This is a genomic window from Salmonella sp. FC25216 (genome assembly GCF_057751355.1).
This window is the reverse complement of the sequence record NZ_JBDGON010000001.1, coordinates 491,151-504,182: the sequence shown is the minus strand read 5'-3', so window position 1 is coordinate 504,182 and position 13,032 is coordinate 491,151. Positions and strand designations below refer to the sequence as shown.

Here is a 13,032-nt window from a genome sequence, read left to right as displayed (position 1 = left end):
TACTTTTGAAAATTACAGTGAAGGGACACTATCCTGAGCGCCTGCGACTCAGCAACCTTGTCTACCGGAGATCGTTATGGGGATTCTCTACAACATCTTTACCGTTTTCTTTAATCAGGTAATGACCAATGCCCCGCTATTACTGGGTATTGTGACCTGCCTGGGCTATATCCTGCTGCGCAAAAGCGTCAGCGTCATCATCAAAGGAACGATCAAAACCATCATTGGCTTCATGCTGCTACAGGCCGGGTCCGGTATTCTGACCAGCACCTTTAAGCCTGTGGTGGCGAAGATGTCCGAGGTCTACGGTATCAACGGCGCGATTTCCGATACCTATGCTTCGATGATGGCAACGATCGACCGAATGGGCGATGCGTATAGTTGGGTAGGCTACGCGGTGTTACTCGCGCTTGCGCTGAACATTTGTTACGTCTTGTTGCGACGCATTACCGGTATTCGCACCATCATGTTGACCGGGCACATCATGTTTCAGCAGGCGGGGCTGATTGCGGTCTCTTTCTATATCTTCGGCTATTCCATGTGGACCACCATTATCTGCACGGCGATACTGGTTTCCCTGTACTGGGGCATCACCTCCAACATGATGTATAAGCCCACCCAGGAAGTGACCGATGGCTGCGGTTTTTCTATTGGTCACCAGCAGCAATTTGCTTCCTGGATTGCCTACAAAGTTGCGCCATACCTGGGCAAAAAAGAGGAGAGCGTTGAAGATCTCAAGCTGCCGGGCTGGCTGAATATCTTCCACGACAACATCGTCTCTACGGCGATTGTGATGACCATTTTCTTTGGCGCGATCCTGCTCTCTTTTGGTATCGACACCGTACAGGCGATGGCGGGTAAAACCCACTGGACGGTCTATATCCTGCAAACCGGCTTCTCGTTCGCTGTGGCGATTTTCATCATTACTCAGGGCGTGCGTATGTTCGTTGCCGAGCTCTCTGAGGCCTTTAATGGTATCTCCCAGCGTCTGATTCCGGGCGCGGTACTGGCGATTGACTGCGCCGCTATTTACAGCTTCGCGCCTAACGCCGTGGTCTGGGGCTTTATGTGGGGCACCATCGGACAACTGATAGCCGTTGGTATCCTGGTAGGTTGCGGCTCTTCCATTCTGATCATTCCCGGCTTCATTCCGATGTTCTTCTCTAACGCTACCATCGGCGTCTTTGCCAACCACTTTGGCGGCTGGCGCGCGGCGCTCAAGATTTGTCTGGTGATGGGCATGATTGAAATTTTTGGCTGCGTCTGGGCAGTAAAACTCACCGGTATGAGCGCCTGGATGGGGATGGCGGATTGGTCGATTCTGGCGCCGCCGATGATGCAGGGGTTCTTCTCCCTCGGCATCCTCTTTATGGCTGTCATCATTGTTATTGCACTGGTTTATATGATCTTCGCAGGACGCGCGCTGCGTGCTGAAGAAGATGCAGAAAAACAACTGGCAGAGATTTCTGCTCAATAAGGAGTTTGGATTATGACCGTACGTATTCTGGCTGTATGTGGCAACGGACAAGGCAGTTCTATGATCATGAAAATGAAAGTAGATCAGTTTCTAACCCAATCCAATATCGACCACACGGTAAACAGTTGCGCGGTGGGAGAGTACAAAAGTGAGCTGAACGGTGCGGACATCATCATCGCTTCCACACATATTGCAGGTGAAATCAGCGTGACGGGCAACAAATATGTGGTTGGCGTGCGCAACATGCTATCGCCCGCAGACTTTGGTCCGAAACTACTGGAAGTGATCAACGCGCATTTTCCACAGGACGTGAAGAAGTAAGGACGCAACATGAAATTACGTGATTCGCTGGCGCAAAACCATTCCATTTGTTTACAGGCGGAAGCCGACACCTGGCAAGAAGCTGTCAAGATCGGCGTCGATTTGCTGGTGGCTGCCGACGTGGTGGAGCCGCGCTATTACCAGGCCATTCTCGATGGTGTTGAGCAGTTTGGCCCCTATTTTGTGATTGCCCCCGGCCTGGCGATGCCGCATGGCCGCCCGGAAGAAGGGGTCAATAACACGGGTTTTGCTCTGGTGACGCTGAAAAAGCCGCTGGCGTTTAACCACGAAGATAACGACCCGGTCGATATTTTGATCACCATGGCGGCAGTAGACGCTAATACCCATCAGGAAGTGGGCATCATGCAGATCGTCAATCTGTTTGAAGATGAAGCCAATTTTGACCGTTTACGCGCCTGCCGCACCGAGCAGGATGTGCTGGATTTAATCGATAACGCCACTGCGGCGGCTGTTTAAGGGAGAAACAAAATGTCATTACCGATGTTGCAGGTCGCGCTGGACAACCAGACCATGGATAGCGCCTATGAAACTACCCGCCTGATTGCCGAAGAGGTCGACATTATCGAAGTGGGTACCATTCTATGCGTTGGCGAAGGCGTACGTGCCGTTCGCGACCTGAAAGCGCTCTATCCACACAAAATAGTGCTGGCGGACGCTAAAATTGCCGATGCCGGTAAAATTCTCTCCCGTATGTGTTTCGAAGCCAACGCGGACTGGGTGACAGTTATTTGCTGCGCCGATATCAATACCGCGAAAGGCGCGCTGGATGTGGCGAAAGAGTTCAACGGCGACGTGCAGATAGAACTGACCGGCTACTGGACCTGGGAACAGGCGCAGCAGTGGCGCGATGCGGGTATTGGGCAGGTAGTTTATCACCGTAGTCGCGATGCGCAGGCCGCGGGCGTAGCGTGGGGCGAGGCGGATATCACCGCCATCAAACGTCTGTCCGATATGGGCTTTAAAGTGACCGTGACCGGCGGCCTGGCGCTGGAAGACCTGCCGCTGTTCAAAGGCATTCCGATCCATGTCTTTATCGCAGGCCGTAGCATTCGCGATGCCGAATCGCCGGTAGAAGCCGCACGTCAGTTCAAACGCTCCATTGCCCAGTTGTGGGGCTAAGGAGGGGCTATGCTGTCGAAACAAATTCCGCTCGGCATCTATGAAAAAGCGCTCCCTGCCGGGGAGTGCTGGCTGGCGCGCCTGCGGTTGGCGAAAACGCTGGGTTTTGACTTCGTCGAAATGTCGGTGGATGAGACCGACGCCCGGCTGGCGCGGCTCGACTGGAGTCGCGAGCAGCGTCTGGCGCTGGTAAATGCGGTTGCTGAAACCGGCGTGCGCGTACCGTCCATGTGCCTGAGCGCGCATCGTCGTTTTCCGCTCGGTAGCGAAGATGACGCGGTGCGGGCGCAGGGGCTGGAGATTATGCGTAAAGCAATTCAGTTTGCGCAGGACGTCGGGATTCGCGTCATTCAACTGGCGGGGTACGACGTTTACTATCAGCAGGCCAATGACGAAACGCGCCGTCGCTTCCGCGATGGATTAAAAGAGAGCGTTGATATGGCCAGCCGCGCCCAGGTCACGCTGGCGATGGAGATCATGGATTACCCGCTGATGAATTCCATCAGTAAAGCATTGGGTTACGCTCATTATCTGAATAACCCCTGGTTCCAGCTTTATCCGGATATCGGCAATTTGTCGGCATGGGATAACGATGTACAGATGGAACTGCAGGCCGGAATAGGCCATATCGTCGCGGTACACGTCAAAGATACTAAACCCGGCGTGTTCAAGAATGTGCCGTTTGGCGAAGGCGTTGTCGATTTCGAACGCTGTTTTGCAACGCTCAGGCAGAGTGGGTATTGCGGGCCATACCTGATTGAGATGTGGAGCGAAACGGCAGACGATCCGGCGCTTGAAGTCGCGAAAGCGCGCGACTGGGTGAAAGCGCGCATGGCCAGCGCCGGCCTGGTGGAGGCAGCTTAATGCAAAAACTCAAGCAGCAGGTATTTGACGCTAACATGGATTTGCCCCGTTACGGACTGGTGACGTTTACCTGGGGCAACGTCAGCGCTATTGATCGCGAACGCGGGCTGGTGGCGATTAAGCCAAGCGGTGTCGCCTATGAAACCATGAAAGTAGATGACATGGTGGTGGTGAATATGGATGGCAAAGTGGTGGAGGGGCGTTATCGTCCTTCTTCCGATACCGCTACCCATCTGGCGTTGTATCAACGTTATCCATCGCTTGGCGGCGTCGTTCATACCCATTCAACCCATGCCACGGCATGGGCGCAGGCAGGGAAGGCGATTCCAGCGCTGGGCACGACCCATGCTGACTACTTCTTTGGCGATATTCCTTGTACCCGGGCGTTAAGCGAAGAGGAAGTGCAGGGCGAATATGAGCTAAACACCGGCAAGGTGATTATCGAAACGCTGGGTGACGTGGAACCGCTGCACTCGCCAGGTATTGTGGTGTATCAACACGGACCGTTCGCCTGGGGGAAAGATGCGCATGATGCGGTACATAACGCAGTAGTCATGGAGGAAGTTGCGCGAATGGCGTGGATTGCCCGCGGTATTAACCCTGGCCTCAACCCCATTGACGATTATCTGATGAATAAGCACTTCATGCGTAAGCATGGCCCGGATGCGTATTACGGGCAAAAGTGAAATGTGTGCTCCGTAATGTGAATATTATCGGGATGTCACAGGTCTAATTCCGGAGCCATCTTTCAGAGAAAAAAGCCCCCTGTTCAGGGGGCAAATCAAACTATGGCTTTTTTGTTGGTTTTCCTGATGCTAGCGATAAATATCCGCGCTGGCGTGTATATTGCCGTTGCTACCCGGTTCCCGGATAAGTATGACGTGATAATAGATTGCGTTTCGTGCCTCAGCCTCTTCATTCAGCGCCAGATTGGCTTCACTTTCCGTGGCGAAGTTATGGTTGATGTAGATCACGCCTAAGCTGTGCACATCATCCATATTTTTGGCCAGGCGATTATTTATTCTGGTAGCTGCTGTTGCTGTTATGCTAAGCAAGAGCGCAGCCAGAAATAGCATTATCCAGGCTCGCATGGTGTACCTCCTCAACAGCGCGGTCTGGTTGGCGCTATCTCCCGTCAGTGAATCGCTTCTGGTTTAATTTTAACCATAACCCGCCGCAGAGATGGCGACCTTTTCTGATGCTGTTGTTCAAAAAATTATCGCATTGTCGTTTTTTGCCTGATTAACAACTCGTTGACGTATGCCGCGATGTTTAAGAAAACCTGTATGGCAAATCAGTGCGCTTACCACATCGTCAATTTCTCGGCCGGAACAGGCTGTTTATAGTGGAGTGCGATATAAAGTTAACTTTATGATAATAAGGGAAAAGCATAGGTATCAAAATGCGACGGGATAGGTATTGCGTCCGGCACGATAAATAATCGTACAATCACCTTGAGTTTGCCCGCAGGCGCCAGTATTATAATGCGTCATTTTTCAGCCGACCTTTAACACGTTCCTTGCCTCCATGGGCCGCGGCTGACCCAGACAGGAGGCTGAATAATCCGTAAGGAGCAATTCGATGCGTCATTACGAAATCGTTTTTATGGTCCATCCTGACCAGAGCGAACAGGTTCCGGGCATGATCGAGCGTTACTCTGCCGCCATCACTGGCGCAGAAGGCAAGATCCACCGTCTGGAAGACTGGGGCCGCCGTCAGCTGGCTTACCCGATCAACAAACTGCACAAAGCGCACTATGTTCTGATGAACGTTGAAGCGCCGCAGGAAGTGATCGATGAGCTGGAAACTACCTTCCGCTTCAACGATGCCGTTATCCGCAGCATGGTTATGCGTACTAAGCACGCTGTTACCGAAGCATCTCCGATGGTTAAAGCGAAAGACGAGCGCCGTGAGCGTCGCGATGATTTCGCTAACGAAACCGCAGATGATGCTGAAGCTGGGGATTCTGAAGAGTAATTTCTGATGACCAACCGTCTGGCGTTGTCCGGCACCGTGTGCAGGATGCCCCTTCGTAAGGTCAGTCCATCAGGAATTCCGCATTGCCAGTTCGTGCTTGAGCATCGTTCTGTGCAAGAGGAAGCCGGCTTTCACCGGCAGGCGTGGTGCCAAATGCCCGTTATTGTTAGCGGACACGAAAACCAGGCCATTACTCACAGTATAACGGTCGGCAGTCGCATAACCGTTCAGGGGTTTATCTCTTGCCACAAGGCAAAGAACGGTCTGAGCAAAATGGTTCTGCATGCCGAGCAGATTGAATTGATAGATTCTGGAGACTAGCCATATGGCACGTTATTTCCGTCGTCGCAAGTTCTGCCGTTTCACCGCGGAAGGCGTTCAAGAGATCGACTATAAAGATATCGCTACGCTGAAAAACTACATCACCGAAAGCGGTAAGATTGTCCCAAGCCGTATCACCGGTACCCGTGCAAAATACCAGCGTCAGCTGGCTCGCGCTATCAAACGCGCTCGCTACCTGTCTCTGCTGCCGTACACTGATCGCCATCAGTAATCGGTCACGGTCCATTAATACGACTTTGAGAGGATAAGGTAATGCAAGTTATTCTGCTTGATAAAGTAGCAAACCTGGGTAGCCTGGGTGATCAGGTTAACGTTAAAGCGGGCTATGCTCGTAACTTCCTGGTACCACAGGGTAAAGCTGTTCCGGCTACCAAGAAAAACGTTGAATACTTCGAAGCACGTCGCGCTGAACTGGAAGCTAAACTGGCTGACGTTCTGGCTGCTGCAAATGCACGCGCAGAGAAAATCAACGCCCTGGAAACCGTTACTATCGCGTCTAAAGCAGGCGACGAAGGTAAACTGTTCGGTTCCATCGGTACTCGCGACATCGCTGACGCTGTTACTGCGGCTGGCGTTGACGTGGCTAAGAGCGAAGTTCGTCTGCCGAACGGCGTTCTGCGTACCACTGGTGAACACGAAGTGAACTTCCAGGTTCACAGCGAAGTATTCGCTAAAGTTATCATCAACGTGGTTGCTGAGTAATCAGTCATTCTCGTTTTTGCTAGCAACGAAACGTCGGCCCAGCGCCGGCGTTTTGCTTTTTTTACCCTATCGTTTTTCGACTGGCTATCTCCCCCTCTTTTCGCGATAATCAAAAAATAAAACATTATTTTAATTTCTTGGTGACAGAATGGATACCCAACGCCAGGCCTCTCCGTTTGCCCGCAGAAACGTCGTTTATTTGTGTGCCGCATTTTGTTGCCTGCTGTGGGGCAGCGCCTATCCGGCCATCAAAAGCGGTTATGACCTCTTTCAGATAGCCACCGACGATATCCCTTCTAAAATTGTTTTTGCTGGTTATCGTTTTTTGTTTGCGGGTGGGTTGCTGCTACTGTTCGCGCTGCTTCAGCGTAAACCGATTGGTCGGTTTCGCCCGCGCCAGTTTGGTCAGTTGACGTTACTGGGGCTGACCCAGACGTCGCTGCAATATCTCTTTTTCTATATCGGCCTCGCGTTCACCACTGGCGTGAAAGGCTCAATCATGAACGCCACGGGCACATTCTTCAGCGTATTGCTGGCGCACTTTATTTATCAGAACGACCGACTGAGCTACAACAAAACGCTCGGCTGTATTCTGGGCTTTGCGGGCGTCATGGCGGTGAACGTCAGTAGCGGTCTGGATTTCAGCTTTAATCTGCCGGGGGAGGGCTCCGTAGTACTGGCGGCGTTTATTCTTTCTGCGGCCACGTTGTATGGTAAACGTCTCTCGCAGACGGTCGATCCGATGGTCATGACTGGCTATCAATTGGGGATTGGCGGTCTGGTACTGGTCATTGGCGGTTACGTTTTTGGCGGTACGCTGACGATACATGGCTTCTCGTCGGTGGCGATTTTGGGCTACCTGACGCTGCTCTCGTCGGTCGCTTTTGCGCTATGGAGCATTTTACTCAAATATAATCGCGTGGGGATGATTGCGCCGTTTAACTTTCTGATCCCGGTTTCCGGCGCGGTACTCTCGGCTATTTTTCTCGGCGAGAATATTCTGGAGTGGAAATACATGGTTGCGCTGGTGCTGGTATGTTCAGGGATCTGGTGGGTAAATCAGGTGAAGCGGTAATGCTTCACCTGAACGAATGCGGTGTAGGTGGGGTAAGGCGCAGCCGGCGTTACTGTGCGCGAATAAAACTGCCGTCAGGCTGACGCGTAAACAGCACCTGCTGACCATTATCGCCATCTATCGTTAAACCTGTCACCACGCCGCTGGCATTCTGGCGAATTTTAATCATTTGACCATTTTTGAGATTACTCAGCGGTTTGCCAGCGCCTTCTACCTGCGCCATTGCATAAACGTCTGTCGGGGGCAGTCCGTGATCGCGGAACAGTTGCGCCAGAGTTTTACCCGGTTCCACCCGGTACGAGCGCCACTGTTGACCGATGCCGCTATCCTGCTGGAAAGGCTGAGTTTGCGCTTGGCCTGGTTCTTCCGGTTGGCCTTCCTGGATAGGTTCAGGCGCAACGGGCGCCACCTGATCCGGATCGTTTTGCGGTGCGACCAGTTGCGCCTGAATCTGCGCTTCGTCAGGCGCCCGGGAGGGCGATTGCAGATCCAATTGCGCTTCCCGCGTGACGACAGGCGCGTCGCTGGTCTCGCTGGCGGGCAGCAGGAAACCAATCACCAGCACGATAGCGGCAATGATAATGCCACGACGATGCATCGGCGGCAGTGGCTCCATGAGGCGAAAATTATCCGGCGCGTGCCAGATTTTCGCCAGGGTTGGTTTTAGTTCAAAGCGCCCGGGCATGGTTTACCTCCTGCTCCGCATCTCGTTCCTTAATCATAGAGTATAGATGGCTAACGCTATGATACTGGTAGTGCTATCCGCTTTCGTGACGTCAATACGGATAATCTATTGTTTCTTTTTCCCTGCGATTTGTCATCCTCCCTGAGACAAAGTTTTACCAGAAGAAGCGTGGCTGTTATGCTGCCCGCTACTTTTTTTGATATCCGATGAAGGAAAAATAATGGCCACCCCGAATTTTGACACTATCGAAGCGCAAGCGAGCTACGGCATTGGTTTGCAGGTAGGGCAGCAGCTCAGCGAATCCGGTCTTGAAGGACTGTTGCCTGAAGCGCTGGTTGCAGGCATTGCTGATGCGCTGGAAGGTAAACAGCCGGCGGTTCCTGTTGATGTGGTGCATCGTGCGCTGCGTGAAATTCATGAACGTGCGGACGCGGTGCGTCGTGAGCGTTTTAAAGCGATGGCGGCCGAGGGCGTGAAATATCTGGAAGAAAACCGCGAAAAAGACGGTGTGAACAGTACTGAATCCGGTTTGCAGTTCCGCGTTCTGACGCAAGGCGAAGGTGCGATTCCAGCGCGTACCGACCGCGTACGAGTGCATTATACTGGTAAGCTTATTGATGGCACCGTATTTGACAGCTCCGTCGCACGCGGCGAACCGGCTGAATTTCCGGTAAATGGCGTGATCGCCGGCTGGATTGAAGCGCTGACTCTGATGCCAGTAGGTTCCAAATGGGAGCTGACTATACCACAGGAGCTAGCCTATGGTGAGCGTGGGGCCGGGGCATCTATTCCGCCATTCAGTACCCTGGTGTTTGAGGTAGAGTTGCTGGAAATCCTGTAAGCGCCGTGGATTTGCCGGATAAGGCGAAGCCGCCATCCGGCAATCCTTGAATTCAGTAGATGTCGATATTTTATTTTGCAAATGGAATCGCTACGTGTATTTTTGTGAGATAATTCGCATTATCAAAGTGATATAACACTCACTTTAAACATAAAATTAACATTATATTTAAATCTTAGTATTCATCCCGCCGATTCTTACCTAATATCGATGAGTCCTGATAACAGGATCGTCGTATCATAGACCAAAGGCCGTAGAGCCCGCACAACACAGACAGGTACAGGAAGAAAAAACATGGTAGATCAGGTAAAAGTCGCAGCCGACGAACAGGCTCCGGCTGAACAGTCGCTACGGCGCAATCTTACAAACCGTCATATACAGCTTATCGCCATCGGCGGCGCTATTGGTACCGGTCTGTTTATGGGATCGGGTAAAACGATCAGTCTCGCCGGACCGTCGATCATTTTTGTGTATATGATCATCGGTTTTATGCTTTTCTTCGTGATGCGCGCCATGGGGGAGTTGCTGCTCTCGAATCTGGAATACAAATCGTTTAGTGATTTTGCTTCCGACCTGCTTGGTCCCTGGGCGGGATATTTCACCGGCTGGACGTACTGGTTTTGCTGGGTAGTGACCGGTATGGCTGACGTGGTGGCGATTACCGCCTACGCGCAGTTCTGGTTCCCTGGCCTTTCCGATTGGGTGGCCTCGCTGGTGATAGTGATCCTGCTGCTAAGCCTCAACCTCGCCACCGTTAAAATGTTTGGTGAAATGGAATTTTGGTTTGCTATGGTCAAAATCGTCGCCATCGTGGCGTTGATTGTGGTCGGGCTGGTCATGATTGCGATGCACTTTAAATCGCCAACCGGCGTTGAAGCGTCTTTCGCGCATCTGTGGAATGACGGCGGCTGGTTCCCGAAAGGTATTAGCGGGTTCTTTGCCGGTTTCCAGATTGCGGTGTTCGCCTTCGTAGGGATTGAACTGGTCGGCACCACCGCCGCAGAAACCAAAGATCCGGAAAAATCGCTGCCGCGCGCGATTAACTCGATACCGATCCGTATCATTATGTTCTACGTCTTTGCGCTGATTGTTATTATGTCGGTGACGCCGTGGAGTTCCGTGGTGCCGGATAAGAGCCCGTTTGTTGAGCTGTTTGTGCTGGTGGGCCTGCCTGCTGCCGCGAGCGTGATCAACTTTGTCGTGTTGACCTCGGCGGCGTCTTCCGCCAACAGCGGCGTCTTCTCGACCAGTCGTATGCTGTTTGGTCTGGCGCAAGAAGGCGTGGCGCCAAAAGCATTCGCTAAACTGTCAAAACGCGCAGTACCGGCGAAAGGACTAACCTTCTCGTGTATCTGCCTGCTGGGCGGCGTGGTTATGCTGATGGTCAACCCGAGCGTGATTGGCGCATTCACCATGATCACTACGGTTTCGGCCATTCTGTTTATGTTTGTCTGGACCATCATTCTGTGTTCATACCTGGTGTACCGCAAACAGCGTCCTCACCTGCATGAAAAATCCATCTATAAGATGCCGCTCGGTAAGCTGATGTGCTGGGTCTGCATGGCGTTCTTTGCGTTCGTGCTGGTATTGCTGACGCTGGAAGATGATACGCGCCAGGCGCTGATCGTGACGCCGCTGTGGTTTATCGCGTTGGGTCTGGGCTGGCTGTTGATAGGTAAGAAACGGATGGCGGGAATGCGTTAATTGTTTTGCCCGGTGGCGCTGGCGCTTACCGGGCTTACAGCGTAGCGTTGATTTGTAGGCCGGATAAGGCGCAGTTTACAGCCGCCATCCGGCAAAATGCCCGGCTGGCGATTATTCGCCGGCCAGCGCGCGTGGGAACAGCACGTTATTCTCTAGGCTGATGTGCTCCATCAGATCATCAATCATCTCATTAATGCCGTTATACATCGCTTTCCAGGTGGTGCAGGCTTCTGGCGGCGGCGTTACATTTTGGGTGACGTGTTTGATGACGTCTACCAGCTCTCCCGCCTCGTCATGCTCGCTTTCCATTACGCTTATCGGGCCCGTTGCCTGGCGACCCATACCCTGTTTGATCATTGGGAACAGGATCTGTTCTTCTTTCATCATATGGCTGGAAAGCTCTTCATGCAGCGCGGTGAGATATTTTGTCAGGCCGCGTGGGACGTTTGGCTTATCCGCGTGAACGCGTTCCACTTTGGTTGCCTGCAGGATAAGCTCCGGCAGTTGTTCGCGATGTCGGTCATGATAGCGAACAACGATATGGTCAATAATGTCCGCCAGCGGAACGGCGCGCCAGTCTTTTTCGATGGGCTGTTCAGCCAATTGCGCCAGTTGCGCTTCAATGATGTCAATATCGACGTCGTGACGCGCGGCGGCGCGCGCCAGCGTCTGTTTTCCGCCGCAGCAGTAATCCATATCGTACTGGCGAAACAGCGCCGATGCGCGGGGAATAGAGAGCGCCAGTTCGCCTAAAGGTTGATCGCGATAAGCCATAGCCGTTACCTCATTTGCAATAACATAAGTTGTATTTTAAATGCATCTTTAAGACGAGGCTATAACTCTTTCGGGGTGCGTATAATTTAATCCAGCATGAGACTAGCGTTCCGTGACCGGAACGACGGTCGCTTTTTCTGGTTTCGCTCTCACGGCGATGACCACGCCAGCCACCAGGAGCGCAATGCCGCTTAACGTCAGGAATGGCGGAATTTCCTGGCGTAGAATGAAGGTATAGAGCAGTCCCGCCAGCGTCTCAAAAACAATCAGCGGCCCTAAAATAACGGTTGGCAATTTTTGGCTGGCGATATTCCAGCACAGCGCGCCCACCCAGGAACATAGCACCGCGATGGCGATCATCAGACCGATAAACAGCGCGGGATGTGGGCCAAAGGGCAGGGCAAACGTCGGTTTCTGGATACTCAGCCACAGACAAACCGCCGCATAGCCGATTAACGAGACTGGCAGCGTGACCAGCGCCTGCGCCGTTGCCCACATCATGGGATGTTTGTCGGGATTTTCCCGCAGCCAGCGGGCGTTGCGCAGCGCATACCATGCCCAGCACGCTACAGAAATCAGCGCCAGCACAATACCTGAACCATAGCGCCAGCCGCTAACATCGGATAATCCTTGACTAAGTTCAGCAATATTGACGCACAGCAGGCCAAAACCGATAAGCGCCAGCGCGGGCGCTAAGCGCAGCCAGGATAATCTGCCGTCCCGTTGGCTATAGAGAACGTTAGCGAAAACCGGAATGACGACCGGTAGCGTCCCGATGATCATCGTCGAAACTGGCGCGCCGGTTCGCTGAATGGCGCTGGCGAGGCAGGTGTAATAGATCAGGTTGCCCATCAGAGTCAGTGACAGGGCGGTGGACCAGTCTTTGCGCGTCAACTGGCGTAACCGCGTGCGGCCTAACCAGGCAACCGGCAGGGCAATCAGCCCCAGCGCCAGATAGCGTCCCATTGACTGTAAGAGGGCCGGGTAATCCGGCACGATTAACGGGCCGACGAAAATCAATCCCCACATTAGCCCTGCCAGCAGGGCGTATAGCACGCCGCTAATCATCAGATTCTCCTCATAAACCGTTCCGTCATTATCAGAGAAGGTCTATGAGGATGCTACATAAA

General features: G+C 52.8%; 17 protein-coding genes. 13 read left to right on the top strand and 4 right to left on the bottom strand.

Annotation, left to right across the window (positions count from 1 at the left end; translation table 11 throughout):
- The first annotated feature begins 76 nt into the window (after positions 1-76).
- Genes ulaA through AC3G3F_RS02335 form a run of 6 tightly spaced genes read left to right on the top strand, consistent with a single transcriptional unit; the run spans position 77 to position 4,488 of the window.
- Positions 77-1,477: a PTS ascorbate transporter subunit IIC gene (gene ulaA / locus AC3G3F_RS02360; protein WP_070801352.1), complete on the top strand. Its 1,401-nt coding sequence runs from the start codon at positions 77-79 to the stop codon at positions 1,475-1,477.
- Between the two features lie 12 nt (positions 1,478-1,489).
- Complete coding sequence (gene ulaB / locus AC3G3F_RS02355; protein ID WP_023248665.1) at positions 1,490-1,798, top strand: PTS ascorbate transporter subunit IIB; 309 nt, start codon at positions 1,490-1,492, stop codon at positions 1,796-1,798.
- A gap of 9 nt (positions 1,799-1,807) precedes the next feature.
- Entirely contained in the window at positions 1,808-2,275 is a 468-nt protein-coding gene (gene ulaC / locus AC3G3F_RS02350; protein ID WP_023248664.1) for a PTS ascorbate transporter subunit IIA, read from the top strand.
- 12 nt (positions 2,276-2,287) lie between these two features.
- A complete protein-coding gene (gene ulaD / locus AC3G3F_RS02345) occupies positions 2,288-2,938 on the top strand; it encodes a 3-keto-L-gulonate-6-phosphate decarboxylase UlaD (protein ID WP_000056750.1) in 651 nt (216 codons plus the stop codon).
- A 9-nt stretch (positions 2,939-2,947) separates the two neighbouring features.
- On the top strand, positions 2,948-3,802 hold the full coding sequence (ulaE, locus tag AC3G3F_RS02340) for an L-ribulose-5-phosphate 3-epimerase UlaE (protein WP_053507680.1): 855 nt from the start codon (positions 2,948-2,950) through the stop codon (positions 3,800-3,802).
- Positions 3,802-4,488, top strand: a complete 687-nt coding sequence (locus tag AC3G3F_RS02335; protein WP_053507679.1) for an L-ribulose-5-phosphate 4-epimerase — start codon at positions 3,802-3,804, stop codon at positions 4,486-4,488. The genes ulaE and AC3G3F_RS02335 overlap by 1 nt, the downstream gene beginning before the upstream one ends.
- A gap of 129 nt (positions 4,489-4,617) precedes the next feature.
- Here AC3G3F_RS02335 and yjfY read toward each other — a convergent pair whose 3' ends face one another.
- A complete protein-coding gene (yjfY, locus tag AC3G3F_RS02330) occupies positions 4,618-4,893 on the bottom strand; it encodes a DUF1471 family protein YjfY (RefSeq protein ID WP_053507678.1) in 276 nt (91 codons plus the stop codon).
- 490 nt (positions 4,894-5,383) lie between these two features.
- Here yjfY and rpsF point away from each other — a divergent pair, with 490 nt between their 5' ends.
- The 5 genes from rpsF to AC3G3F_RS02305 all read left to right on the top strand — a co-directional run bounded on the left by rpsF (position 5,384) and on the right by AC3G3F_RS02305 (position 7,898).
- Positions 5,384-5,779, top strand: a complete 396-nt coding sequence (rpsF, locus tag AC3G3F_RS02325; RefSeq protein WP_001216673.1) for a 30S ribosomal protein S6 — start codon at positions 5,384-5,386, stop codon at positions 5,777-5,779.
- 6 nt (positions 5,780-5,785) lie between these two features.
- The gene (gene priB / locus AC3G3F_RS02320; RefSeq protein ID WP_012134407.1) at positions 5,786-6,100 is read left to right on the top strand and encodes a primosomal replication protein N; all 315 of its coding nucleotides are present in this window, start codon (positions 5,786-5,788) and stop codon (positions 6,098-6,100) included.
- A gap of 4 nt (positions 6,101-6,104) precedes the next feature.
- Positions 6,105-6,332 (top strand): 30S ribosomal protein S18, encoded by a 228-nt coding sequence (gene rpsR, locus AC3G3F_RS02315; protein WP_000135199.1) that lies wholly within the window; start codon positions 6,105-6,107, stop codon positions 6,330-6,332.
- A 41-nt stretch (positions 6,333-6,373) separates the two neighbouring features.
- Complete coding sequence (gene rplI / locus AC3G3F_RS02310; RefSeq protein WP_001196065.1) at positions 6,374-6,823, top strand: 50S ribosomal protein L9; 450 nt, start codon at positions 6,374-6,376, stop codon at positions 6,821-6,823.
- 148 nt (positions 6,824-6,971) lie between these two features.
- On the top strand, positions 6,972-7,898 hold the full coding sequence (locus AC3G3F_RS02305) for a DMT family transporter (RefSeq protein WP_488394371.1): 927 nt from the start codon (positions 6,972-6,974) through the stop codon (positions 7,896-7,898).
- 49 nt (positions 7,899-7,947) lie between these two features.
- Here the strand turns inward: AC3G3F_RS02305 and AC3G3F_RS02300 are convergent, their stop codons facing one another.
- Complete coding sequence (locus AC3G3F_RS02300) at positions 7,948-8,583, bottom strand: LysM-like peptidoglycan-binding domain-containing protein (RefSeq protein ID WP_023248659.1); 636 nt, start codon at positions 8,581-8,583, stop codon at positions 7,948-7,950.
- Positions 8,584-8,803: 220 nt separating this feature from the next.
- Between AC3G3F_RS02300 and bamJ the strand changes: the two genes are divergently transcribed.
- Complete coding sequence (bamJ, locus tag AC3G3F_RS02295) at positions 8,804-9,424, top strand: BamJ family beta-barrel-assembly machinery protein (protein ID WP_023248658.1); 621 nt, start codon at positions 8,804-8,806, stop codon at positions 9,422-9,424.
- Positions 9,425-9,718: 294 nt separating this feature from the next.
- On the top strand, positions 9,719-11,128 hold the full coding sequence (cycA, locus tag AC3G3F_RS02290; protein ID WP_023248657.1) for a D-serine/D-alanine/glycine transporter: 1,410 nt from the start codon (positions 9,719-9,721) through the stop codon (positions 11,126-11,128).
- Between the two features lie 111 nt (positions 11,129-11,239).
- On the opposite strand, the gene ytfE is transcribed toward cycA, so the two are convergent.
- The gene (ytfE, locus tag AC3G3F_RS02285) at positions 11,240-11,902 is read right to left on the bottom strand and encodes an iron-sulfur cluster repair protein YtfE (RefSeq protein ID WP_000331471.1); all 663 of its coding nucleotides are present in this window, start codon (positions 11,900-11,902) and stop codon (positions 11,240-11,242) included.
- A gap of 102 nt (positions 11,903-12,004) precedes the next feature.
- Positions 12,005-12,970 (bottom strand): DMT family transporter, encoded by a 966-nt coding sequence (locus tag AC3G3F_RS02280; RefSeq protein WP_023248655.1) that lies wholly within the window; start codon positions 12,968-12,970, stop codon positions 12,005-12,007.
- Positions 12,971-13,032: the final 62 nt, after the last annotated feature.

Excerpts from the sequence above, each read along its gene's own strand:
- ulaD (WP_000056750.1), top strand. The coding sequence starts at position 2,288 with ATGTCATTACCGATGTTGCAGGTCGCGCTGGACAACCAGACCATGGAT.
- AC3G3F_RS02335 (WP_053507679.1), top strand. The coding sequence starts at position 3,802 with ATGCAAAAACTCAAGCAGCAGGTATTTGACGCTAACATGGATTTGCCC.
- rpsR (WP_000135199.1), top strand. The coding sequence starts at position 6,105 with ATGGCACGTTATTTCCGTCGTCGCAAGTTCTGCCGTTTCACCGCGGAA.
- ulaE (WP_053507680.1), top strand. The coding sequence starts at position 2,948 with ATGCTGTCGAAACAAATTCCGCTCGGCATCTATGAAAAAGCGCTCCCT.
- ulaB (WP_023248665.1), top strand. The coding sequence starts at position 1,490 with ATGACCGTACGTATTCTGGCTGTATGTGGCAACGGACAAGGCAGTTCT.
- bamJ (WP_023248658.1), top strand. The coding sequence starts at position 8,804 with ATGGCCACCCCGAATTTTGACACTATCGAAGCGCAAGCGAGCTACGGC.
- yjfY (WP_053507678.1), bottom strand. The coding sequence starts at position 4,893 with ATGCGAGCCTGGATAATGCTATTTCTGGCTGCGCTCTTGCTTAGCATA.
- cycA (WP_023248657.1), top strand. The coding sequence starts at position 9,719 with ATGGTAGATCAGGTAAAAGTCGCAGCCGACGAACAGGCTCCGGCTGAA.
- rplI (WP_001196065.1), top strand. The coding sequence starts at position 6,374 with ATGCAAGTTATTCTGCTTGATAAAGTAGCAAACCTGGGTAGCCTGGGT.
- priB (WP_012134407.1), top strand. The coding sequence starts at position 5,786 with ATGACCAACCGTCTGGCGTTGTCCGGCACCGTGTGCAGGATGCCCCTT.
- rpsF (WP_001216673.1), top strand. The coding sequence starts at position 5,384 with ATGCGTCATTACGAAATCGTTTTTATGGTCCATCCTGACCAGAGCGAA.
- AC3G3F_RS02305 (WP_488394371.1), top strand. The coding sequence starts at position 6,972 with ATGGATACCCAACGCCAGGCCTCTCCGTTTGCCCGCAGAAACGTCGTT.
- ytfE (WP_000331471.1), bottom strand. The coding sequence starts at position 11,902 with ATGGCTTATCGCGATCAACCTTTAGGCGAACTGGCGCTCTCTATTCCC.
- ulaC (WP_023248664.1), top strand. The coding sequence starts at position 1,808 with ATGAAATTACGTGATTCGCTGGCGCAAAACCATTCCATTTGTTTACAG.
- AC3G3F_RS02300 (WP_023248659.1), bottom strand. The coding sequence starts at position 8,583 with ATGCCCGGGCGCTTTGAACTAAAACCAACCCTGGCGAAAATCTGGCAC.
- AC3G3F_RS02280 (WP_023248655.1), bottom strand. The coding sequence starts at position 12,970 with ATGATTAGCGGCGTGCTATACGCCCTGCTGGCAGGGCTAATGTGGGGA.
- ulaA (WP_070801352.1), top strand. The coding sequence starts at position 77 with ATGGGGATTCTCTACAACATCTTTACCGTTTTCTTTAATCAGGTAATG.